Here is a 24,168-nt window from a genome sequence, read left to right as displayed (position 1 = left end):
TCCCCTATAACAGACGCCTACTCGGGGAGATCCGTCAGGTAGTAGACGCGGATGAAGTCCTCCTGCGCGTCGAAGCACCAGTGCACCTCCCGCAGCAGGGCGCCGGCCTCCTTGTAATTCCCGGCCTCCAGGAGCGCGATGAGATCCTCGTGATCCTTCACGAGGCGCACTTCCCAGGTCTTCAGGAACACTTTGCGGCGCGGCCAATCGTAGAGGCGCTGCTTGAGCGACTTGATGAGCGCGGCCATGCGCGGATTGGCGCAACCGTCCAGAAAGACCCCGTGGAAGGCGGAGTTGTGGAGGTAGAACATCCCATAGTCCTGGGCCTGGATGGCCCGGTAGATGCCCAGGTTCTCGGCCTTCATCTTCGCCAGGCCGGCCTTCCCGATCCGCGGCCCCGCGATCATCACCGCCGCGGATTCCAGCGCCCCCACGATCTGATAGATGTGCCGGATCTCCTCGATGGTCAGCATCTTCAGCCGGAATCCGCGCCGGGGCTGGATTTCCATGTAACCCTCGACCTCCAGCTGCAGCAGCGCATCGCGTAGCGGCGTGCGGCTGATTCCGAGGCGCTGCGCGATGGCATTGAGATCGAGAAAGGCTCCAGGATCCAGCCCCCCCCGGTTCATCTCCGCGCGGAGGTAGTCATAGACCTGCTCGCGCAGGGACTTGGTCTGAAGGAGCGGCGTCCTGGAAGGGAGTCGGGTGTCCCCAGAACGAGGCGACATCACGGCGACATCGGGCGCAGGTTTCATCGGCAGCTCGCGACCAAGGGAGCCCTGGTCCGGCCAAAGCATGGGTGGCCCGTCCCGCCAGTGCCTCCGAACTGACGACCCTGGGGCCCCCTACCGGAATGCCTCCAGGCAGGGGCATGGATGGCACCGCCTGCCTTCAAGCTCGCCCCAGATCGTTGCCACGAAAAAAACGACACTTTAATTTTTTTTCTCATGTTTTGTCTACTCATAAAATTACAACACGCCTGAAATCAACAAAATTCATGGCCAAACAAGGGAAGAGGCTCAACTCAGAAGATGGCTGTAGATTTTTATCTTGAAAACCTGATGTATTAGATCTCAAATACAGCACACCGTGTTCCTTCGATTTTGACAGCTTTCGACTACCCCGTCTCCCCCTTCCAACTCGGCGAGCTCTGACAAGACATCGCCACCTTTCCCAGGAGGAACTCTCCATGTCGCACATCAAACTCGGGCGCTTGCTTCTCGCAAGCGCCGCCATCCTGGCCCTGCCCCTGGCAGCCAAGGACGGGTCGTTACTGAACCCAGAGTTCAAGATCCGGTCCGGGCTCACCGCCGGTACCCTGGCCAAGGACACACAGAACAACCAGGCTTTCGGCTTTGCCTTGGCTAACACATTCCCCTTGGGCGGCGGCAGGGGCATCAGTGTCGAACTGTGCTACGACTTCTTCCCCGGGAACACGCGAGATCGGATGCAGTCCCCCAGCACCGTGTATGCCGACGTTCCTGGTTACGGCATCGTCACCAAGGACCCGAGCACCCAAAATCCGCTGGTGATCAGTCCCATCAATTCCACGGATTCTCGCGCCCACAAGATGGAAGGATTCGGAGTACGCACCTCATATCTGAGCCCCATTCCCGGCATCGAGGGACTCTCCTGGCAGGCAGGCCTGAGTCTCGACGCCTACAAGTCCAGTAATGAGTTCCTGATTGACCTGCGGGCCGTCTGGTTCGATGCGAATGGCAACTGGCATTCGATGAGCAGGTACTTCCCTCGTGATGCGAATGGAAACTTCGTCACTGCTCACGAGGGCTACGCGGGCCAAAGCAATCGAACTGTGGTTGGCATTGGCGCCCACGTAGGTCTGGCTTACCAGTTCTCCAAGGAATTCAAGCTCGAAGGCAACCTCCGGAACATCGGCTACGGCATCAAGGACTACACCCCCCTCGCCTACTCTGGCCAGCCCGGAACTCTGAGCAACAAGAACGGCCGAGGTTTCGTATTCGAGATCGGCCTGTCCATGAAGCTTTAACCCCCATTGATTCTAGACAGGAGCCTTCTGATGAACATGACACGAAGAATGACACCCCTGGCGCTGCTCATTGCCGCCAGTGCCCTCATGGGCCAGGAGACCACCGGTACCGTGACCGGCCGGGTCACCTCCAAGGCTGGAGCCCCGCTTCAAGGCGCCGTGGTGCGCCTGAGCTCGCCCGCACTGTTGGGCGAGCGAACGGCCATCACCGATGCCAAAGGTGGCTACCGCATTCCCCTGCTTCCCGGCGGCGAATTCACCGTCACGATTACCATGAAGGACTTCGCGACTTCCAAGGGGAACTTCCGAGTTGTCGCGGGCCAGACCTCTCACGAGGACGGCGTTCTGACGCCCATGAATGAAGTCGCAAAGGAGCAGGCTGCTGTGGTGGTGGTGGAAAGCACCATGGGCCAGCGGGACAAGACCGAAACCGTCACCCAGAGCATCTTCTCTGAAGAAGAGATGATGAAAATCACTCAGACGGATATTTTCGCCCTGGCCTACCTCGCCCCCGGCGTGACCGCAGACGGGAAGAACATCAATTCACCCAGTATTCGGGGCGGCTCCAACGTGGGCACCAAGATCCTGCTCAACGGCTCCCAGGTGAACGACGGCGCCTTCGCCAATTGGACCGTCAACCCCACGATTCCGGACATGCTCGAATCCATGGCCGTGATTCAGTCACCTCTGAACGCCAGGTACGGCGGCACGGACAGCGGCATCATGAGCTGGGTGACCACCCGCGGCAGCAACGAATTCGCAGGCACCCTCCGTCGCAGCTACAGCCGAAACTATTGGAATGGTGCCAACCTGTACACCAATCCGGACCGTCTAGGAAACGTTTACGCCAAACCTCAGGCTCCTGAGGGCCAGCAAAACGGCGAATGGCAGGCCACCCTCCGCGGCCCCATCTGGAAGGATCACATCACCTTCGCCTACGCGACTCGCATCTTTCCCGACAACAACACGCCCATTTCCCGCAACTATTACCCGAACAGCCCCACGGATCTCCACTACACCGGCTTCACGATCCCCGGCACGACGACGACCATCGGCAATGCCAACCTCGGGGACTTTGATGGCAAGACGCTTCCCTACCAAGGCACCAGAAGTTGGAACCAGTACGTTTTGTTCGCCCAGCTCAATGAAAACCACCAGGTCGATTTCAGCTACACGCAGGATAACCAGCGCTACACGGACTACCGAAGTGACACACCCGGTGGCACTGGCACCGACCGGTACTGGACCAGTTTCCTGAGCATCGGTTACAAGGGCATCATTGGCAGCTCTGGGGTCCTCGATGCGCGCTACGGCCAGACCAAGCGCACCTGGAGCTACCCCGTGAGTTCCGATCCGAACGTCACGGCCATGGTCGGCCAGCAGATTAATACCGGCAGCGGTTGGGTCAATCCTTCCAACGTCCTGCAGGTTTGGAATGAACCCATCTACACGCCCTTCATCAACGTGAGCGGGGCGCCGACAGATCCCTTCGACGGTCAGTGGGACACCACGACGGACCTGAACTACCAGCACATCCTCCAGACCAGTCATGGGAGCCACATCATCGATGTGGGTTTCACCCATCACAGGTTTGAATGGGATACGCCATCGCCCCACGGATACCGTGCTCCCGACCAGTTCCAGACCCCCGGTTCAATCTCTAAAACCTACCCGGACCCCAATCTCGCTGGGAAATTCATCGTGTTCCCCTACACGGCGACCCTCAATGACATCTGGCCAGGTGCTGGAAACGCGCAGATTTGGACGGATCCTTACAATTCTCCGATCATTCCTGAACACTTCATCGCTTCTGGCCTCGCCCACGGCTGGTACCAGGTGGACACGGATTCCGTGTACGTGAATGACCTGTGGTCCATCAACAACAATCACAGTGTGATGCTCGGTCTTCGCCAGGACAAGCTCAAGGGCTCGGACGTCAAGCACACCGTAATTAGTTACACCCAGTTTACGCCCCGCTTCGAATACAAATTCGACATCGGCGGCGACCAGAAGCGGGTGATCAACGTTTCGTATGCGAAATTCCACCAGCCCCTGAATGGCGGCGTCATTCTGCCTTTCATCGAATCCCGGAAGGCCTACCAGCGCGGCTACTACTGGACAGGCGCGGCGGACCCCAGCCCCAACGCCGCCAACCCGAACGCGCCCTATCTCGTTAGCTTGGCGCAGCTCACCAACCCCGCCAATTACACCCACCTGGCTTACTACTCCGCACCTGGGGTTGATCAAATCGATCCCAAGGTGAAAGGCATGACCGACACCGAATGGACCGTTGGGTACCGGCGCAATTTCGATAACGGTGGTTCGATCCGCATCACCTATATCAATCGCAATTGGGAGAATCTCTATGACTGGTTCCCCGACACAAAGGGCACGGTCTTCCAGGATCCATCGAACCCCAACGATCCGAATGCCCAGTTCACCGCACTCCGACGCACTCTGGCCATTGATTCCAATGCCCACCGCCGCTACAAGGCCCTGGAACTGGAATGGAACCTTCCCCTTGCCCATCGTCTGACCTATGGGGGCAACTACTCCTATGCCAGATTCACGGGGAACGACAACGAGAACCTCACCAGCAACCCCGACTCGAGCGTCCGGTACGATCCTTCAGAACAATCGAACTGGAACAGCCTCTACTACAACTACTACTACGCCCAGGCCGGAGCCGTTCCGAATCCCGATCAGCTCCGCCGCTCAGTGCACCATCTGAACGGTTGGTTCGTCTTCGATTGCGGAACCGCGAAAGTCAAACAGTCCGTCACCCTCCGCTTCAACTACACCAGTGGTTCGCCCTTCTCACCCACCCAGGCCTACGCGATTCCCGGCATCAACGACACGCCGACGCCGGGAGGGGTGACACCTGTGAGCGGCTACGATGGCAACCGCCTCCCCAGCAACAGAATGTATCTACCGATCGGCGGCAACAACCAGTTCACCTACCAGGGCTCGTACGGATTCAACCTCCATTACGCCCTCGAGGTGCCCGTCCACCGCAGTTTGGTGTGGTTCTTCAACGGCGATATTGGCAACGTCTTCCAGCATATCGTCACCAACGGCTACACCCCTGGCAACTACTACGACTACCCGCCGACGTGGAACCCAACTGGCGCTGTATCGCCCTATGTCGGCGGTTGGCGCGTCGGCGACACCACCGGCGCTGCCAGCAAGTCGGGCTTCCGCTCCATGAGCATTGAATCTGGCTTCCGCTTCTAGGGTTCAGGAGGATTTGACATGAAGAAACTTACGCTTCTGCTGGTCGGCCTCGCCACCAGCCTCGCCTTCGCCCAAGATGGCCCCCAGCTCACCTTTGGGCTGCTCGCGTCCCAGGGTGATACGTCCACCATGACCCGAAAAATCTGGGGTGGGCACACCTTCGAGCTCGGATATCAGGTCACTCCAGAGGGCTATGGCATTTCCATCCGCCCTAACCTGGGTTGGGGTAATCTGCCCGGAAATCAGAATGTCCCGGATCGGAACACACTCTCTGTCTGGGGCCCGAATTCCTACCAGCTGAATTTCTGGAAGGTCGGGTGTGATTTCATTTTCACCCCCTTCGATGGCCAGGCGCTGAAAGTCATCACTGGCCCTTCAGCCCATCTATGGCAGGTCAGGCGCGTGGACGGCGTTAATCCCCGCATGGGCGAGGCCAACTGGCGTGCCGGATGGCGCCTGGGAGCCGAATACCCTGTCACCAAACTCGTGAACGTGGGCGTGAACTACACCCTCACGGAATGGGCCAGCAACCGCGCCGAAGCCAAAAAGTGGGCGGGCTACATCAGTGACAACGCGACCCCGACTGGGATTGACGGGGTCAACCCCAGCAAGCCGGCCTACTTTACGGTCTACGCCAGCTATCACTTCTAGTTGTAGAACCACACGAGAAGGGGTGAATCCAGTGGATTCACCCCTTCTTTTTTGGAAATGAAACTGTCGCTGAATCATTCAATGCATCTGAAGCTGGAGAGCGCCGAACACGGTTGACCCTACTCCGGGCTATCCGACAAGTAGTAGATGCGGATGAAGGATTCCTGCGTCTCGAAAGACCAGTGCACATCCCGATGAAAAGCCGCGGCTTCGTCGAACCGGCCTGCTTCAAGAAGCGTCACGAGGTGGGTGTGCTCCTTCACGGACCGCTCTTCCCAGGCCTTGAGAAAGACCTTCCGCATCGGCCAGTCGTACAGCCGGTGTTTCAGGGATTGGAGCAGGGTCACCATCTGAGGGTTGTCGCATCCATCGATGAACACCTGGTGAAAGGCCGTGTTGTACGAGTAGTAGAGTTCGTAATCTTCGGCCTTGATGGCCTGTAGCATGGCCTTGTTGGCCGCTTTCATCTTGGCCAGGTCCTGCTTTCCGAGTTTCGGCCCCGTGGTAGCCACGGCAGCGGATTCGAGGGCGCCGACAATCTGGTAGATGTTGCGGATCTCGTCCATGGTCAGAGGCTTCACCCTGAAGCCGCGACGGGGGAGGATCTCCACCAGTCCTCCAACCTCCAACTGCAACAGCGCGTCACGCAAAGGGGTGCGACTAACGCCAAGGCGTTCGCTTAAGGCGTTGAGATCCAGGAATGACCCGGGCCTCAACCCGCCCGTGTTCATCTCCGTGCGGAGAAACTCGTAGACCTGTTCCCGCAAGGAGCGGGTTTGGAGAAGGGGGGTCTCAGAACCCGATCGTGTGGCAGTAGCAGAGGTGGGGCGTTTGGTAGGCATCGGGCGCTTGACCTCATGAGGTGGGGCGAAGAATGGTTCGCTTGGATTTTGATTCCGCTAGAAACCAGGGTACTCCATCGCATTTGGGCATTAGGCCTAATCTTCGCTCATTCGCCGTGGAACCCAAGAGAACCAAGGGCCAAAGACCGTCGGACGACCACCGTCATGCCGGTTCAACCTAACTGAAAAAGCAAGGGATACCACGACTACACCGCTCGTGAGTCCGTCCCGGATGCCGAAGACCTGGAAAAAGTTTCCCATAAAGCACTTGACACATCAGTCTTGATACATTAGATTTCTATCGAATCACCTTGAAAAATGTCAGCCTTCACTCTTGAGTCACGGCTCTTCTTGAACCCCCGGGCATCATCGGCGCAGCCAGCTGTCCATCTCTGGCATGGTTGGTAATTTTTTTGAATTCATTGATGTATTAGATTTCTAATTTTAGATTTAAAGCTAACCCATCCAAATTTCACCACATCCCGCACCTTCCAGCCCTTTCGGCCTGCATTCCACCAAAGGAGATCCCATGAAATCCCTGCCTCATCTCGGGTTGTTGACCCTCGCCCTCGCGAGCGGATCAATGGCCTACACCCAGACCACAACGACCGGCGCCATCATCGGAAAGGTGACCGATAAGACGGGAGCGCCTTTAGCCGGCGCCCTTGTGAGGGCCATCTCCAACCAGGTCACCCGCTCGGCGACCACCGACGCGAACGGCGCGTTCCGTATTTCCTTGTTGAACCCCGGAGCCTTCCAAATCGCGGTGTCTTTAAACGGGTACCAGACCCTCGATCGGCAGACGATTCAAGTCAATCTCAATGAAGTCGCCACACCGTATTTCAAGTTGGCCAAAGTGCAGGAGACGATCGTTGAAGTCGTCGCTGCCTCCCAGACCGTCGACACGACCTCATCCCAGGTCGGCACGGCCTTTTCCATGGATACCATTGCGAAAATCCCCACAGGACGTTCCATGGAATCCATCGCGCTGCTGGCCCCTGGGGTCGTGGACAGTGGCATGGGTGGATTATTCGGTTCCTCGATCAGCGGTGCATCTGGCGCAGAGAATGCCTACTACATCGATGGCGTGAACACCACGGATAGCCGCTATGGCGGCAGCGGCACCAGTCTCGTGACGGACTTCATCGACCAGGTAGAGGTTCAGACTGGTGGGTTCAAGCCGGAATACAACGCCCTGGGCGGTGTGATCAACGTCGTCACGAAGAGTGGCACCAATGACTTCAAGGGCTCCGCCTGGGCGACCTGGGATCCTCGGGGCATGGTCGCCGCCGCCAAGAAGACGGAATGGGCGACGCAAGCGAACCCCCTGGGTCGCTACGATGTCGGTGCAGAAGTCGGTGGCGCCATCATCAAGAACAAACTGTTCTATGAAGTGGGCTTCGACAGCGCCATTACCACCAATCCCGAGGTCAACACCAACTTCGACGGGCTCTCGGGCACATCGGTCCGCAACACCCAGCTCCAGTTCTTCGGGAAGATGAACTGGTTCGCCACCCAAGACCTCCAATTCACCTTCTTCCTCACGTCCAACCCTTACAAGCACGACAATGATCGCGACGTGCCGACCTATGGCGACGCCAACACGGCCTACCGGCAGAAGAACGGGAACACGGCCTTCAGCCTTTCGATGGACTGGAACCTGCGATCCGACATGATCCTCAGCGCCAAACTGGGTCAAAGCGGCAACACCGTGGACACTTCGCCCGTGGATCCCCGGCTGCGGGTGGATGATTTCCGCTGGTACGTCTATGGTCCCGGCAAAGGGGCCACCGTGCCCTCAGGTACGGCTTACCGCCGAGGTGGCGGTGGCTACAACGAGAGTTCCGACGCCAAGAGCAACCAGGCTCGGCTGGACTTCACGTGGTTCCTCAATTCCCACCAGCTGAAGGCGGGCCTTTCGAGTGTCAGCTCCACCTTCAAGCAGAATTCCTGGATCGGGGATCAGCCGGTAGCCGATACCTACGCTGGCATGGGCGGCTACGTGATCATCCGGGCCAATGGAAGTGCCACGACTGCCCCAGGCATCCGCACCCTCCAGGAAGCCTTCTTCAATGCCGAATCCAAATCCAAAGTGGAGGCCTTCTTTGTCCAGGACACCTGGGACTTCATGAATGGCATCAAGGCTTCGTATGGCGTTCGCGCTGAGAACCAGGAGCTGACGGATGCCAACGGCATCACCTTCCTCAAGTTCGGATTCCAGGATGAACTTCAGCCCCGCCTCGGCCTGATCTGGGACCTGAACAATGACGGCCGATCCAAGCTGACGGCCAATTACGCGCAGTACAACGAAGTCTTCCCCCTCCGTTACGCGCTTCGCTACCGCGGGGGTCGGTATCTCTACAAGCGGGCAGGCGTACCCGCAGGCGCACCCGGAACGACTTACGACGATTCCACCGGCGCGTACAGCTTCGATCGCAGCGCGCTGGGCTTCAGTGCGGATTATTCGTCTCCCTACAACGACCCGCCGGTGCAACAGGGCGTGAAGCCTCCAAAGCGGACCGAGTGGGTGCTCGGTTTTGAACGCGCCATCGGACAGCACTGGACCTTGACCGCTCACGGCACCTACCGCAAGTTGACCAACGCTGTGGAGGACATGACTCCCGTGGACAGCACCGGCGCCCCCATTGATGGAGGCAGCACCGGTGGAGGCCAGGCCGTTCTCGGCAATCCCCGGCCCGGTGTCTGGCGCTGGACAGCCAATGCCAACAGCCAGACCACGCCGGGCCAGCTGATCACCTGGGACAGCTCATTCCCCGCGGCCTACAACATCTACCGCTCGGCCGATGCCTCCATCGAGTGGAAGAACTCGAACCACTACCTGCGCCTGAGCTACACCTGGAGCCGCCTCTACGGCAACTACGAGGGGGTCGTCAGCGCCAGCAACGGTCAGATTGATACCAATGGCACGGCCGCCTTTGACTATCCCCTCCTCGTGGGCGAGGGACTGCTTTCCACCGACCGCACCCACGTCGTGCGCCTCCTCGGGTCTCACGGATTCTCCCTTGGCAACGGGCTGCTCACCCTCGGCTACAACTGGTCCTTCCAGTCCGGCCTGCCGCTGAGCCAGTACACGGGCGATCCCACCTTCTCCGGTGGGCCCGCAGTGGGCAACTGGACCAAGCCTGCCCCGCTGGATTACACCTACTACGGTGCCGCCATCCCCACCGACTTCCGCGTGGGCCAGTTCGGCCGCTCCGCGTTCACCAACAAGCTTGATCTGCACATCGACTACGCCTTCAAGGCCGCAGGCATGCAGGTGGTCCCAAGTCTGGATATTTTCAATGCTCTGAACGAACGCGTGGAAACGGGGCTCCGGAGCGCCTACATCGGGGATGGCGTGATCCTGGATTCCTGGGGCAAGCCCAGCGGTTACCAGTTCGGGCGCTCCGTGCGTGCCGGCGTGAAGCTCAGGTTCTGATTTAACAGGAAGGGTTGCGTCTTGAAGCCAATGGTCGGGGCCCGCCTCCGACCATTGGCTTCCTTCTCGATCATTCACCGAGCCTCTGCGGCGGGCTCTGCAATGTCTGTCAAGCCACCACCTGGCGATGCCACCTCGGCCCACAATTCGGATTGGATGGGCCCCTCGAAAGCCCCATCTCTCCTTTTCTCGACCACCCTTACGGAGTCTTCCCATGAAGCGCGTTCTCCTGGCGGCAGCGGTTCTCTCCTGCCCGCTCCACCTCACGGCGGAAACCGGCGACCGGGCAGAGGCCTGGCTGGCCTCGGCGTCATCGACGGTATCGCCCGAGCAGGCGCTCCTGCTCAAGCGCTCGCAGGCGACGCTGATGGGCAACATCGTGCGCTGCGAGGCCTGGAAGCCTTACCGAGGGATCATGCCTTCCCTCGGAACCTACCGGGGCGTCTGGAACTGGGATTCCGCCTTCCACGCCGTAGCGCTCGCCAAGTGGGACGCGCCCTTCGCCCGCGAGCAGTTCAACATCCTCTTCGACAAGCAGCAGCCCAACGGCATGCTTCCCGACGTCATCTGGGAAGACGGCTCCATGGTGATCGACTTCACCAAACCGCCCGTGATGGCCTGGGCTGTGGCCGTGGTAGACCGCCGCGCTCCAGACCTGGATTTCCTGCGCGGCATCTACCCCAAACTGGAAAAGCTCGGCGACTTCTGGGTGAAGGAGCGGGGTGGCGCAAAGGACGGCCTCTTCTTCTACGCGGGCACGCACGCGGGCAACGAATCGGGCTGGGACAATGCCATCCGCTGGGATGGCGGTTATCAGAAGTCCCGCAGTGACGACCAGCGACTCTGGACCATCGATCTCAACTGCTACATGGTGTCGCACTACCGTGCCATGGCCTACCTTGCGGGTCGCCTGGGCCTCACCAAGGAGCAGAAACGGTGGATCTCGGAGGCCGACCAGCTCGCCCTCCGCATCAATCAGAAACTATGGGATGAAGCCCGGGGATGCTACGTCGACGTGGACCGCCGGACCGGAAAACCCAGTGCCGTGCTTTCGCCGGCCTCCTTCATGCCCCTCTTCGTCCAGATCGCCCCGCCCGACCGGGCCGCCAAACTGGCCACCCTCGCCGCCGATCCCAAGAAGTTCTTCCCGGGCATGCCCACCGCGGCCTACGACACGCCCGGCTTCGACCCCAGGGCCATGTGGCGCGGGCCGGCCTGGCTCAACACCTCGTACTTTGCCCTGAAGGGACTGAAGGACTACGGTCACACCGGCGTCTCCGAACAGATGCGGAGGACCCTGCTCGGCTGGGTTTCCAAGAACGCCGATTCCATCTACGAGTACTACGAGCCCAAGACCGGCCAGGGCCTCGCCGCCAAGTCCTTCGGATGGTCCGCAGCCTTCACCATCTCCTTCATCCTCGACTGGGATAACGACAACCTGACCTGGCTGTTCCAGAGCCATCACGCCCCTTCCGCCAGCCTCTACCGCACCCTGGGCTCCAACCGTCTGCCCTTCTGAACCTGAATGCGAGAATCCCCCTGAGCGGCCACGCCAGGGGGATTCTTTTATCGCGGCATCCTTCCGATCAGGGAAGCTTGACCTGCAGGCTCTCCCCCGCGGGAAGCGTCTGGTCGAGGATGGCCCGACCCTTCTGCATGACCCGAACCGAGAGGCGGTCCTTGGCCGCGCGCCGCACCTCAAGATCGAAGGCCGATCCGAAGGCCCGCACATTCCGGAGGGCCATGTGGTCCCAGCTGGCGGGTAGGCTGGGCTTGAGTTCAAAGCTTCGGAATCCGCGAGGCGTGATCCCGAAGAGCCCCTCGGTCACCACCCGCACGTAGAGCGCGCTCTCAGCCGAGAGGTGGCGCCCGTTGCCCTCGGGATAGGCTTCCACCACGTAGGGCACGTGGTCGCCCAGGAGGCGGCGACGCGAAAGCGCCCTGAAGGCCGGCAGGGCCCGGTCCGGTTCGTTGGCGTAGAAGATCCCGCGCAGGGCGTAGAGGGTGGACCGATCCCAGAACGTGGTGGAACCTTCCGCCGTCAGCAGGCCGTCGGGCGTCCACAGGCGGGGCGAGAACAGGGCCTCGATGGTGCCCTGCTTCCGCGTGTCGATGCCCATGGTCAGAGGGATGCAGATCCAGGCGCGCAGCTCGTCCAGGCCGTCGTGGTAGCGGTAGGTGTGGAAGCCCCGGACCTCGGCTCCGAAATACCGCTCCATGGCTTCGCGGAGCGCCTCGGACCGCTTTCGATAGGTCGCGGCAAGATCTTCTTCTCCTAGCTCGTGGGCGAGGTCCGCCGCAGAACGGAGGCCCCCGTAGGTGAGCATGTTCGTATTGAGGTTGACGGTACCGCTGGAGAACCGGTGCTCCAGCTCATCCGCGTCCGAGGCGATGACGCCGTCCTTCGTCTTCTTCCGCTCGCAGTATTCCAGGCTCCACTTCACCAGGGGCCAGTGCGTCTTCGCCTCGGCGCGATCACCGAGGGCCAGCAGGAAGCGCGAGACGCCGAAGGCGAACATGGCCTGGTCACCGCGGTCGCCCGCGCCATTCCAGAAGTCCGTGCCCTCGGCCACGATGGAGCTGGGAATGGGCTGGAATCCGGGGTTCATGTAGCGCGCGAAATGGGAGATGGCGTTGAGCGACGCCGCATTGCCGTAGGCATAGCCCGTGAAGGGGTAGAAGGGCGCCACGTACTCGATGGTGTCGTTGGCCCAGATGGCGGCGTAGTAGCTGCCACCCCCCGGCGCGTGCAGGGGGCCGTGCTTCGTTTCCACGATGCTTTCGCAGGCCCGCAGCTTCGAATAGTCGAAGAGCGATTCCAGGACGGGATCCGGACATTCCAGCCGGAGCGCGTCCCGCAGGCCCTGCACCAAGGCGATGCGCGCTTCGCGCTCGCGGTCGAAGGCGACGGGGAGCACGGGCTCGTCCGCGCGCTGCGCACGGAAGGCCAGCCCCACCGACACGGATTCACCCGGCCGGATCGGGCGATCCGGAATCCCCTCGCAGTCGATGGAAATGCGGTAGCTGCCTTCGCGTGTGATCGGCGCCGGCGCGGGCTGACCCGCCATCTGAAGGCCCTTGTCGACGAACGAGAACGGCAGGCTGGTCACGACGTGAAGGCTCTCGACGCCCGCCACGCGGGGCTCTTTCCCCGGGTTGCAGAGGGTCCACCGTTCGAGAAGGGCCGTGCCTTCCCCACTGGGAAAGATTTCCCGCACCAGGCTCAGGCCACCGTTCAGATCCGTTTCCAGTCTCAGGATGCCGTTCTGGTGCGCCGCACGGACCAGCCGCTCCCGGGGCGGCACGGGGCCTTCCACGTGCACCCGGGGCTCGAAGCGCGTAACACCGGACACTGGAAGGGCCTGGTTGCGGCCATTCAGCCAGAGTGGAGCCTGGTCCCGGCGGAACCGAACCATGAGAGAGGCGTGGGTGTCGTTGGGTGCCACGCGCAGCGTCGGCCAGACGCAGGTGCGCTCGAGCAGGAGGTTGCGTTCGGCGTCCGCCCCGTACGAGACGATCCCCGCCACCCGCCGCCCCGCCATCTCGATGCGATCCGAGTGGGGCAGACGCTGATCGGCGGCGACATCCCAGCTGACGCGGCGCTCCGCGGCATCCAGCTTCCAGCGGTCGGGGGCCGCGGGTCCCTGGGCGGCCAGAGTCAGGCTGGCCAGCAGGCCGAGGATCTTGACGGGCAGGAGGCTCATGGCTGCTCCTCTTCGAGGCTGAAACGGTAGCGGGTACGGCTCGTCCACTCCACACCGGGCCGGAGGATGGTGTCCGGGAAGGCCGGCTGGTTGGGGCTGTCGGGAAAATGCTGCGGCTCCAGGCAGAAGGCGCTGCGGAAACGGTGGGCCGCCCGCCGGCCCCGGTCCGGGCCATCCAGGAAGTTGCCCGAGTAGAACTGGAGGCCGGGTTCGGTGGTGTAGAGGTCCATGCGGCGACCGCTCGCGGGATCGACCACCGTGGCCGCCAGCTGGGGTTCCGCCGCGAGGCCGGCGTCCAGCACGTAGTTGTGGTCATAGCCACGGCCATGTTTCAGCTGGGGATCGTCATCCCCGATGCGGGCCCCGATGGCGCAGGGGGTGCGGAAATCGAAGGGACTTCCCGCCACGGCGCGGAGTTCGCCCGTGGGGATGAGCGTGGCGTCCACGGGCGTGAAGCGTTCCGCGAAGATGGCCAAGCGGTGGTCCAGGATGTCCCCCCGGCCCGCCCCGCGCAGGTTGAAGAAACTGTGGTGCGTGAGGTTGATGGGCGTAGGCCGGGTGGTCCAGGCGCGGTAGCCGATCTCCAGTTCGTTCTGATCATTCAGCGTGTAGGTCACGCGGCATTCCAGGCGGCCTGGGTAGCCTTCCTCGCCATCCTCGGCGGTGTAGGCGAGCTCGATCCCTGCGAAATCCTCCCCGCAATGCTCCACGGCATCCCAAAGCACGTTGTGGAAACCCTTGGCAGGGCCGCCGTGCAGCGCGTGTGGGCCGTTGTTCGTCGCAAGCTGGTATTCCCGACCATCCAGACTGAACCGGCCGTGGGCGATGCGGTTGGCGTAGCGGCCGACGATGGCGCCGAAGTAGGGGTTGCCATGGACATAAGCCGCGTAGGTGCCGTACCCCAGCACGATGTCCGCCACGTGGCCCTGCCGGTCCGGAACCCTGAGGGAGACGAGTTTTCCGCCGAAATTCGTGAGGCGCGCTTCCACGCCCCGGGCGTTCCGCAGGGTGAATAATTCGACGATGCGGCCCTCGGCGGTGCACCCGAAGGCGCTCCTCGAGAACATCGGCACGGGCGCGGCAATACAGGATTTGTTCATGGTCTTCCGGGTAGGCGTTCGTTGGGGTTTCTGCAGGGGCATCGAAGTCACTTGGCGGCGCTGGCTTTCAGGAGCACCACTCCATGGGGTGCGACCCGCGTGGGAAGGCGCCCGGAAGCCGCGCCCAGCGCCTTCTGCCGCCAGAGGTCGCGGACTTGCTGCCGGCCCTTCAGTCCCAGCTTCGCCAGATCCACCGTGTAATCCGCGGGCGTGTTCCCGAGGTTGAAGATCCCGAAAGCCCGGCCGCCGTCGGCCAGTTCCTTCACCCAGACCTGGATCTCCCCCTCCATGAGGACTGGAACCGCCTGGCGGCCCAGACGATCCTGATCCACCGCGAGCACCTCGTCATTGGTGAGCAGGTTGAGGGTGAAGTCATCCAGGCGCGTCATGTCGCAGCCGATGAGCAGGGGCGCTGAAAGCAGAGACCAGAGGCTGAGGTGCGTGTACTGCTCGTCGGCCGTGAGGCGCGACATGTGAAGGCTCGGGCCCCAGCCCACCCAGCCCACCACGAGCATGTCCGGATCATTCCAGTTGCCGGGCTTGGCGAAGGGCGAACTCACCGCCTGGGCGAAGCCGATGTCGCTCATGCTCTTCCAGGTGTCCTCGATGTCTTCCGTCGTGCGCCAGAGCTGGCCGCCCACCTGATCGCCCCATTCCCAGACCTTGCCCATGCCGTACTGGCACAGGCTGTAGACGATGTCGCGGTCCGTCTTCGCGAGGGCCTCGTGCATGATCTGGTAGGGCTTCATCAGCTCGGCCTTGGACTGGTCCTTGGCGATCTGATCGTACGAGCACCAGTCGTATTTCAGGTAGTCCACCCCCCAGCTCGCGAAGGACCGGGCATCCTGGACCTCGTGCTGGTAGCTGGCTGTGTACTGGCCGCAAGTGAGCGGCCCCGGCGAGCTGTAGATGCCGAATTTCAGGCCCAGGTCGTGGAGCCGGTCCCCGAGCCGGGCCATATTGGGAAACTTCTCATTCACGCGGATGGTGCCGTCGGGAAGACGTTTGGGTTCAGGGGAACTCCCCTTGATCTCCCAGCCGTCATCGATGTTCACGTAGCCCCAGCCGTGGTCTCGAAGGCCCTTGGCCACGAAGGTCTTGGCGCTGGCCACCACCTTTTCCTCGTCCACCGCCAGGCCCCAGGCGTTCCAGCTATTCCAGCCCATGGGCGGCGTGAGGGCCAGGCGATCCCCGATGGCAAACTCCAATTCGCGGACAGCACTTCCCTTCGCGTTGCGGGCAGTGAAGGTCACCTTGTAGGTTCCGGCCGCGGGTGTGGTTCCGCGGAGAATGCCCGTAGCCTCATCGAGCTTCAATCCCGCCGGAAGCCCCTTGGCCTGGATGCGGATCGGGCGTTCTCCGCTCACGGGAACCGTGAAGATGAAGTCGCGACCCGGGCGGGCGCCCACGACGGCGGGACCGTTGATGCGCGGCGCCGCCGAAACCTTGGGTGTGAGGAGGTAGGGCGACGTCTCCGAGCGCACGGCCCGGTCTCCGCCCAGGTCGTAGGTGTAGGTCACCAGGCAGGACTGCTCCTGGTTCCCGAGGACGACGGGCACCTCCATGAACGCGCCCGGCGCCAGTTCCAGCGGAAAGGCCTTGTGAAGCACGGCCGCGCCCGACAACACGCCCTTGGCATCCACCGTGAACGTGCCCTTCAGCCTCCGCTCCTGTGAGGTGTTGCTCACGCGCAGGGTTTTCTTCAACCCCTTGGCCGAGAACTCGAAGGCAGAAGTCCGGGGCTCCATTTCCACGGAATCGGACAGGCGGATCATGCGCACGTTCTGACCGCCGTTGAACATGCCGCCCAACCCGCCCTCGTCGTAGACGCGGATGGCCAGCACGTTTTCCGCGCCCCATTTCAGGCGTGGATCATCCACCGGGATCACGTAGAGACGTTCCTCGTTCAGGAGGGTGCTTGGCGCCTTGATGTAGTCCGGATCTGGCGCTTCGTTCAGGGCCGCCACCTTGGTGTTGCAGCCCAGCAGCTGCCCGTTGAGGTAGCTCTGATCGAAGTTGTTCACCTTGCCCAGATCGAAGCGGACGCCGGCCTTCAGTGTGTCGTCCTGCCGCATCTTTTCAGGCAGGACGAAGCGGACGCGGTACCAGGCGTAGCCATCCAGCTTCTCGTAGCCCTGCTCCTCCCAGACCCGGTCCACCTTCAGCGACACCCAGGCTGAATCGTCGAAGTCCGGCTGGCGGTAGGCGGCGTTGTCGCCCGGAATGAACTTCCACGGCCTCTGCAGGTCGATGACTGCCTGTGCGGAGAGGGAGGGTGCGATGAGCAGGGCCGCCACAAGGGCCATGCATGAAGAAGGGATTGCCATGAACGCTCCTGGTGGCAAAGAACGGATCAGCCCTGGGGCTGCCACTGCTTGTAGTGAAGGTCGGGAAGCTCCCGAAGGGCCGCCGCAGCGGTTTCGGGCGTGATGTCCCGGCCGGGCATGCCGAGCATTTCATAGCCCACCATGAACTTCTTCACCGTCGCGCCCCGCAGCAGGGGCGGATAGAAGTGCAGGTGCAGCACCCATTCCGGATGGTCCCCGTCGTCGAAGGGGGCCTGATGGAAACCCATGCTGTAGGGGAAGCTCACCCCGAAGAGGTTGTCGTACCGGGTCGTGAGGCGCTTGAGGAGGTCCGCCAGGGCGAGCCGCATCGCGTCATCAAGGTCGAGGAGGGTTCGCACGGGGCGCTTGGGAAGCACCAGGGTTTCGTAGGGCCACATGGCCCAGAAGGGCACAAGGGCCACCCAGGCGTCGTTCTCGAGGACGATTCGATCGCCCTTCTCCCGTTCCTGAGCCAGGTAATCCATCAAGAGGGGACGGCCATGCTTGGCGAAATAGGCCTCCTGACGACCGAGTTCCTTGACCATCTCGGTGGGGAGATGCTCGTTGGCCCAGATTTGGCTGTGCGGATGGGGATTGGAACAGCCCATCAGCTCGCCCTTGTTCTCGAACACAAGCACTGAGCGGATCCCCGGATCCGCGCCGAGGCTGCGGGTCTCCTCGGTCCAGGTGCGCAGCACCGCATCGATTTCGGACACGCTGAATTCCGGAAGGCTCAGATCGTGGCGGGGCGAGAAGCAGACCACCCTGCAGGTGCCGCTTTCAGAGTCAGCGACCAGCAGTTCGTTTTCCGAATGCGCCTCGGCGCTCGCCCCGTGGGGCGATAGGGCTGCGAAGTCATTGGTGAAGACGAACGTCGAGACGTAGTCGGGGTTCCGGTGCCCCCCTGCCCGCGCGTTCCCTGCACAGAGGTAGCAAGCCGGGTCATAGGCGGGACGCGTATCCGATGGCCGGGCTTCCACCTTGCCTTGCCAGGGCCGCTGGGTGCGCTGCGGGCTCACCAGCACATGCTCTCCCGTGAGCAGGTTCAACCTCCGATGGGAACGCGAAAACATGCCTTGCTCCTCCGTGCCTGGGGACGTCACCGGGGCCGTGCTCATTCGACCGAAGCCGTTCCGCCCGTGAGGCGGCACTCATGGATCCTCGGTTCCGTGCCGAGGCCCTTCCGGTAGATGTCGGCCATGCACACGGAGAAGTCGGTGAGGGCGCCCTCCTCCACCAGGCTGATCGTGCACCCCCCGAATCCGGCGCCCATCATGCGGCTGCCCAGCACGCCCGGAATGGTCCGGGCCCCATTCACGAGGATGTCCAGCTCCGCGCAGGAGACTTCATAGTCGTCCCGAAGCCCGTCGTGGCTGGCGTTCATGAGGGCTCCGAATGCTTCGAAATCGGATCGTCCCAGGGCCTCGCATGCCTCGAGCACGCGGCCGTTTTCGCGCACGACATAATCGCAGCGGCGGAAGACCACGGGATTCAGCTCCTTCCGGTGGGCCTGAAGCATGGCGGGCGTCACATCCCGGAGGCTCTTCACGCCCGGATACTGGCCTGCGAGGAGCGCGACGCCGGTTTCGCACTGGGTTCGGCGCACGTTGTATTCGCTGCCCGCCAAGGTGCGACGGACCCGGGAATCGCATAGCACGACCCGCAGATCCGACCGCTCGAAGGGCGCGTATTCGAAGGAGAGATCCCGGCAGTCCAGTCGGATCAGGCGCCCTTCCCGTCCCAGCAGCGAGGCGAACTGGTCCATGATTCCACAGGCCACACCCACGTAGCGGTTCTCGGCCCGCTGCCCCAGCCGCGCCAGGGCCAGACGGTCATACCCCAGATCGAAGAGTTCGTTGAGGCCGAAGGCGAAGCCGCATTCCAGCGCCGCCGAGGAGGACATCCCGCTGCCGATGGGCACATCTCCGCCGAACGCGCAGTCCACGCCACCCAACGAACGCCCATCCGCCAGGAATTCGGTGATCACCCCCAGAAGGTAGTTGGCCCAATGGTGTTCGGAGCGGGCCAGATCCTTCAGGTCCACCTCGCAGGATTCATTGAGGTCCACGCTGTGGAAGCGGCAGCGACCGTCCGCGCGCGGGCTCATGGCCAGCCAGATGGCCTTGTCCACGGCGGCGGGCAGGACGAAACCCAGGTTGTAGTCGGTGTGCTCACCGATGAGGTTCACCCGCCCCGGCCCCCGCACGATGAGCTCCGGCTCACCGAAATGTTCGAGGAAGGATTCGCGGATGCGCGCAGCGCCGACCTTAGCCATGGTCGTCATCATCGATGTGCCTTTCGGTTGGAGCGGAATACGAAGCCCAGCATCACCAGTCCAAAGACGAGCAGTGCGAGGCCCCAGTCCAGGTTCACGTTAATGCCCAGCGAGGCCTGGTACAGCTCCTGGGAGGTGGTGAGCCCCAGAACCACGAGGATGGTTCCGAAGAGGGTGAAGAGGATTCCAATGGGAACACGAAGGTCGAAGTTCATGCGTCACCTTAGGCGAAGAGGATGTTCAGAACCACGGCGATGGCGAGGATGACGAGGCCCAGGTACAGCGGCCGCTTGTACCAGGGCAGGTGCCCTTCGGCGTGCCGCTCGGTGAGGCTGTAGACGAGGCCGCGCAGCTCCTCGTCGCTCTTCGTGCGGCGGGTCGCGAGGCTGATCAGAATCGTGACGATGAAGCAGGTGCTCCAGGACCAGATGGCCGTCCAGAAGTTCTGCGCCATTTCGCTCGGGTAGACGTGCAGCACATGGCCGATCCAGCCGCCCTTGAAGAGGCTCTCGGCGCCGATGGGAACGGTCAGTCCGTGGTGGAGCGCCGCCGCCGCCGTGCCCGAGAGCAGGCCGAAGAAGGCGCCGTGGCCCGTCGTCCGCTTCCAGAACATGCCCAGCAGGAAGGTCGCGAAGAGCGGCGCGTTCACGAACGCGAAGATCAGCTGCAGCATGTCCATGATGTTGTTGAAGTGCACCGCCATGTAGGCCGTGAGAATCGACAGCAGGATGCCGCCCACCGTCGCCATGCGGCCCATCCAGAGGTAGTGGCTGTCGCTCTTGTCCTTCGCGATGTGGTTCTGGTAGATGTCGTAGGTCCACACCGTGTTGAAGGCCGTCACGTTGCCCGCCATGCCGCTCATGAAGCTGGCCATCAGCGCCGTCAGGCCCAGGCCCAGCAGCCCCGTGGGGAAGTAGTGCTTGAGCATGAGCGGGATCGTCATGTCGTAGTCGTAGGACGCGCCCTTCACCGGCAGCGCGAAGCCCGTCTGGCCGCTCTTGTAGGTGAGGCCGATGGCGATCATGCCCGGCAGGATGACGAGGAAGGGGAAAAGCATCTTGGGCACGGCGGCGATGAGCGGCACCTTGCGCGCCGCCGTTTCGTTCTCGGCCACCATGGCCCGCTGCACGACGAGGAAATCCGTGCACCAGTAGCCGAAGGACAGCACGAAGCCCAGGCCCATGGCCATGCCGAACCACTCGACGCCCATGGGGTTCGCGCCGGGCGTGCCCATGTGCCGCCAGGTGCTCACCCAGGCGCCGCCCGCGTAGGCCTGGCCCTGCAGGTTGTGGCTCTGCCCCGCGACGAGGTTGAGGCGCTGCACGAGCCCCGCCCATCCACCGCAGTCCTTCAGGCCGAGGAAGACGAGCGGCGCAAAGCCCAGCACGATGAGGAAGAACTGCATCACCTCGTTGTAGATGGCCGACGTCAGGCCGCCGAGGAAGATGTAGGCCAGCACGATGGCCGCGCTGATCCAGAGCGAGACGTTGAAGTTCCAGCCCAGGAGCAGGTTCAACAGCTTGGCCATGGCGTACATCGAGATGCCGCTGGAAAAGACCGTCATGATGGCGAAGCTGAAGGCGTTGAAGGTGCGCGTCTTCTCGTCGTAGCGCAGCTTCAGGTATTCCGGCACGCTGCGGGCCTTCGATCCGTAGTAGAAGGGCATCATGAAGACGCCGACGAAGACCATGGCCGGCACGGCGCCCACCCAGTAAAAGTGGGCGGTCATCATGCCGTATTTCGCGCCCGAGGCCGCCATGCCCATGACCTCCTGCGCGCCCAGGTTCGCGCTCAGGAAGGCCAGGCCCGCGATCCAGGCGGGGATCGCATGACCCGACAGGAAGAAATCCGTCGAATTCCGCATGCGCCGCTTGAGGGCGACTCCGATCCCCACCACGAATGAGAAGTAGAGGATGAGAATCAGCCAATCGGCGACTCCCAGATGAATGCGGGTGAAGCTGGGCATGACCCCTCCGGAACGACTCTTAGGAAACACACATTCTGAAATATCACATACAACACTACGCTCTATATTCGAATTAACCAAGGGTGTTCCGATAACTTTTTGTAGGAATCGGGTCACCCTTGAAATCCCGCGCGGCGAATCCGTTCCACAAAACAAGACCCGATTCAACGAAGGACTCTCAATAAATTACGCTCAGCCCCCTGAGGAACAAGAAAGGAGACAGGTCAAAGTTTGTAGAAATCGGGTCACACCTCGGGTGGCCCCTCGAACACTAAGCCGCCTCCACCAACATTGACTTCTATGGTTTTAACAAGACCCGTCACCACCCATTGGCCATTCAAGAGGTCGTCGGCTTCGGGACCACCCACTTAAATCCGGCGAAAGGTCTCTGCACCGCCCTTCAGGTGTCAATGAGGGCCTTCGTCACAACTTGTCCGAAGAACCTCGAGCTCCCTTCCAGACCTCCTGCGCTCGCCCTCAGACCGCGGTGTACCCGTCACCCACCCCAGGAAGAGCACCTTCAGCAAATTCCCATCGGATAAAGGGTGGATCTGAGTTCAGGAATCGCGCCATGGCCTCGAAGGTTTCACGGCGCCCGATTTCAACATTCCACAGTCATCTGAAAAGCATGTCACTATTTTTTGTTTCTCGAAAAATCATTGTTTCATTTACAAGCACTAATGATGTGTATGTTTCAAAATGCGTCTCTGCATGCATTTGAGCCTCATTCACTCGACCTCTTCCATTCTCATTTTTTTGGACTGATCTGCCACTCGTGGCAGGTAGAAAAGTGATAAATTTGAGTGTGATGTTCAGTGGCCATCTAGCGACCGGAATCGGCCACGCGCATTGAGGAGCAGATCCCATGAGCCAACCCTTCACATCGTACGTCACCGGCATTGCGCAATTGATGGAAGAGGCACGATCGGTGCCTCTCGGTGATATTCCGCCCGCTGCGGCGCCGGTGCTCCGCGAAGATGCACCGAGGGCACTCGTGTTCTCCCCCCATCCCGACGACGAATCCATCATCGGAGCGCTGCCCCTCCGCCTGCGACGCGAACTCGGTTACGACGTGCGCGTCGTGGCCGTGACTCAAGGAAGCCGCGCGGACCGCCAGGCTGCGCGTTTCGAAGAAATGCAGGGCGCATGCAATTATTTGGGATTCAAGCTCGTTCCCACCTGCCCCAATGGCCTGCTCAACATCAACCCCAAAACGCGGAATGGTAATCCCGCGGAGTGGGCCGCGGCAGTCGGCATCATCGCCAAGATCCTCATCGATCACCAGCCAAGCGTCTTGTTCATGCCCCATGACCAGGATTGGAACAGCACCCACATCGGCACCCATTTCCTCGTCACCGATGCCCTGAAGACCCTTGGCCCCAGCTTCAAGTGCCGGATCGTCGAAACCGAATTCTGGCGCGCCATGGCGGAACCCAACCTGGTCATCGAATCCACCCCCGAAGAAGTGGCGGATCTGGTCGCCGCCATTTCCTTCCACAAAGGCGAAGTGGTACGCAACCCGTACCACCTCACCCTGCCCGCCTGGATGGCGGACAATGTGCGCCGAGGCGGAGAGATCGTGGGTGGCCAGGGCGGGGCGGCACCGACCTTCCCCTTCGCCACCCTTTATCGGGTTCGCGACTGGCTGATGGGCGCCTTCGATACCGCTCCGCGCGCCGGTCAGGTCATCGCCAGGGACGGTGATCTCGCGGGACTCTTCAAGTAATCCAGAATCTCAACCCCCAGTGAAAAAGGCGCTGATCTGCGGAGATCAGCGCCTCTTTCTTTTGGACCTTCCTGGGATCTCAAACCAGGTTCTGGAATTCCGCCCACTCAGGCTCATTGGCGAAGACCCAGCGGTGGTACTCGATCTCCTTCAGTTCCGAGGCGGCTTCCTCATCCACCACCACCTGGCAGCGGGGGTGCAGCTGCAGGGCTGAGGCCGTCACCATCGCGGAGATGGGACCCTCGACCGCTTTGGCCAGAATGGTGGCCTTGGATTTGCCCGTGACGAGCATGAGGCAGCGGCGCGAATCGAGAATGGTCCCCACCCCCATGGTGATGGCACGACGCGGCACGTTGGCGGGATCACCCCCGAACATGGGCGCATTCTGCTCGCGGGTGGCCGGTGTGAGCGCCTTTTCGCGCGTGCGCGAACGCAGCGAGGACAGGGGTTCGTTGAACCCGATGTGGCCATCGCTGCCGATGCCCACCAGCTGAAGATCAATGCCGCCGGCCTGGGTGATGGCGGCCTCGTACCGCAGGCACTCGGCCCCGAGATCGGATGCCATGCCATCGGGAAGGTGGGTGTTCGCCTTGGCGATGTTGACGCGGTCGAAGAGGAGTTCGTTCATGTAGTGCCGGTACGAACAGGGATGATCGGCCGGGATGCCGATGTATTCATCCAGGTTGAACGTCGAGCAGAGCGAGAAATCCAGGCCTTCCTTCTGATGCATGTCCACCAGCAGGCGGTAGACAGGCTCCATCGTCCGGCCTGTGGCCATGCCCAGCACCAGCCTGGGATGGGCCTTCAGCTCCTTCGCGAGAATTTGTGCCACGAGGTAGGCGGCCTTCTGCTGGTTCGGGAGAATGATCACTTCCATGAGGGTTCCTTAGGGACGG

At 61.8% G+C, this 24,168-nt stretch carries 16 protein-coding genes; 6 read left to right on the top strand and 10 right to left on the bottom strand.

The features are described 5' to 3' along the window. Positions 1–17 precede the first annotated feature (17 nt). Complete coding sequence (locus QSJ34_RS01060; RefSeq protein WP_285569141.1) at positions 18–755, bottom strand: GntR family transcriptional regulator; 738 nt, start codon at positions 753–755, stop codon at positions 18–20. A 434-nt stretch (positions 756–1,189) separates the two neighbouring features. On the opposite strand from QSJ34_RS01060, the gene QSJ34_RS01055 reads away from it, so the two are divergent. The 3 genes from QSJ34_RS01055 (at position 1,190) to QSJ34_RS01045 (ending at position 5,893) form a co-directional block, all read left to right on the top strand. Then, positions 1,190–2,008: a hypothetical protein gene (locus QSJ34_RS01055; RefSeq protein ID WP_285569139.1), complete on the top strand. Its 819-nt coding sequence runs from the start codon at positions 1,190–1,192 to the stop codon at positions 2,006–2,008. An 87-nt stretch (positions 2,009–2,095) separates the two neighbouring features. After that, positions 2,096–5,242, top strand: a complete 3,147-nt coding sequence (locus QSJ34_RS01050) for a TonB-dependent receptor (RefSeq protein ID WP_285569136.1) — start codon at positions 2,096–2,098, stop codon at positions 5,240–5,242. Positions 5,243–5,260: 18 nt separating this feature from the next. Beyond that, positions 5,261–5,893 (top strand): hypothetical protein, encoded by a 633-nt coding sequence (locus QSJ34_RS01045; protein ID WP_285569133.1) that lies wholly within the window; start codon positions 5,261–5,263, stop codon positions 5,891–5,893. A 119-nt stretch (positions 5,894–6,012) separates the two neighbouring features. Here QSJ34_RS01045 and QSJ34_RS01040 read toward each other — a convergent pair whose 3' ends face one another. Further along, complete coding sequence (locus QSJ34_RS01040; RefSeq protein WP_285569130.1) at positions 6,013–6,735, bottom strand: GntR family transcriptional regulator; 723 nt, start codon at positions 6,733–6,735, stop codon at positions 6,013–6,015. Between the two features lie 529 nt (positions 6,736–7,264). On the opposite strand from QSJ34_RS01040, the gene QSJ34_RS01035 reads away from it, so the two are divergent. Together QSJ34_RS01035 and QSJ34_RS01030 are read left to right on the top strand one after the other, a co-directional pair. Next, entirely contained in the window at positions 7,265–10,174 is a 2,910-nt protein-coding gene (locus QSJ34_RS01035) for a TonB-dependent receptor (RefSeq protein WP_285569127.1), read from the top strand. Positions 10,175–10,388: 214 nt separating this feature from the next. Beyond that, the gene (locus QSJ34_RS01030) at positions 10,389–11,693 is read left to right on the top strand and encodes an amylo-alpha-1,6-glucosidase (RefSeq protein WP_285569125.1); all 1,305 of its coding nucleotides are present in this window, start codon (positions 10,389–10,391) and stop codon (positions 11,691–11,693) included. Between the two features lie 67 nt (positions 11,694–11,760). Here QSJ34_RS01030 and QSJ34_RS01025 read toward each other — a convergent pair whose 3' ends face one another. The 7 genes from QSJ34_RS01025 to QSJ34_RS00995 are packed head-to-tail and all read right to left on the bottom strand — an operon-like array spanning position 11,761 to position 21,546. Then, positions 11,761–13,878: a glucosidase family protein gene (locus QSJ34_RS01025; RefSeq protein WP_285569123.1), complete on the bottom strand. Its 2,118-nt coding sequence runs from the start codon at positions 13,876–13,878 to the stop codon at positions 11,761–11,763. After that, on the bottom strand, positions 13,875–14,978 hold the full coding sequence (locus QSJ34_RS01020) for an aldose epimerase family protein (protein WP_285569121.1): 1,104 nt from the start codon (positions 14,976–14,978) through the stop codon (positions 13,875–13,877). Before QSJ34_RS01020 ends, QSJ34_RS01025 begins: the two co-directional genes overlap by 4 nt. Positions 14,979–15,025: 47 nt before the next feature. After that, positions 15,026–17,305 carry a putative Ig domain-containing protein gene (locus QSJ34_RS01015; protein WP_285569118.1) on the bottom strand — a complete coding sequence of 760 codons (2,280 nt, stop codon included), beginning with the start codon at positions 17,303–17,305 and terminating at the stop codon, positions 15,026–15,028. A 26-nt stretch (positions 17,306–17,331) separates the two neighbouring features. Further along, complete coding sequence (locus QSJ34_RS01010; protein ID WP_285569114.1) at positions 17,332–18,378, bottom strand: UDP-glucose--hexose-1-phosphate uridylyltransferase; 1,047 nt, start codon at positions 18,376–18,378, stop codon at positions 17,332–17,334. Positions 18,379–18,419: 41 nt separating this feature from the next. Further along, positions 18,420–19,580, bottom strand: coding sequence for a galactokinase (gene galK, locus QSJ34_RS01005; RefSeq protein ID WP_285569111.1), 1,161 nt, complete (start codon positions 19,578–19,580; stop codon positions 18,420–18,422). Positions 19,581–19,588: 8 nt separating this feature from the next. Further along, positions 19,589–19,795: a hypothetical protein gene (locus tag QSJ34_RS01000; RefSeq protein WP_285569109.1), complete on the bottom strand. Its 207-nt coding sequence runs from the start codon at positions 19,793–19,795 to the stop codon at positions 19,589–19,591. An 8-nt stretch (positions 19,796–19,803) separates the two neighbouring features. Further along, on the bottom strand, positions 19,804–21,546 hold the full coding sequence (locus QSJ34_RS00995; RefSeq protein ID WP_285569107.1) for a sodium:solute symporter family protein: 1,743 nt from the start codon (positions 21,544–21,546) through the stop codon (positions 19,804–19,806). Between the two features lie 865 nt (positions 21,547–22,411). On the opposite strand from QSJ34_RS00995, the gene QSJ34_RS00990 reads away from it, so the two are divergent. Then, positions 22,412–23,272, top strand: coding sequence for a PIG-L deacetylase family protein (locus QSJ34_RS00990; RefSeq protein WP_285569105.1), 861 nt, complete (start codon positions 22,412–22,414; stop codon positions 23,270–23,272). 79 nt (positions 23,273–23,351) lie between these two features. Here QSJ34_RS00990 and nagB read toward each other — a convergent pair whose 3' ends face one another. Continuing rightward, positions 23,352–24,149, bottom strand: coding sequence for a glucosamine-6-phosphate deaminase (gene nagB / locus QSJ34_RS00985; protein WP_285569101.1), 798 nt, complete (start codon positions 24,147–24,149; stop codon positions 23,352–23,354). Positions 24,150–24,168 lie beyond the last annotated feature (19 nt).

This window comes from Geothrix limicola (genome assembly GCF_030268085.1).
GTDB classification, from domain to species: domain Bacteria; phylum Acidobacteriota; class Holophagae; order Holophagales; family Holophagaceae; genus Geothrix; species Geothrix limicola.
The sequence above is the reverse complement of the archived record's forward strand: the minus strand, read 5'-3'. Positions and strand labels throughout refer to the sequence as shown.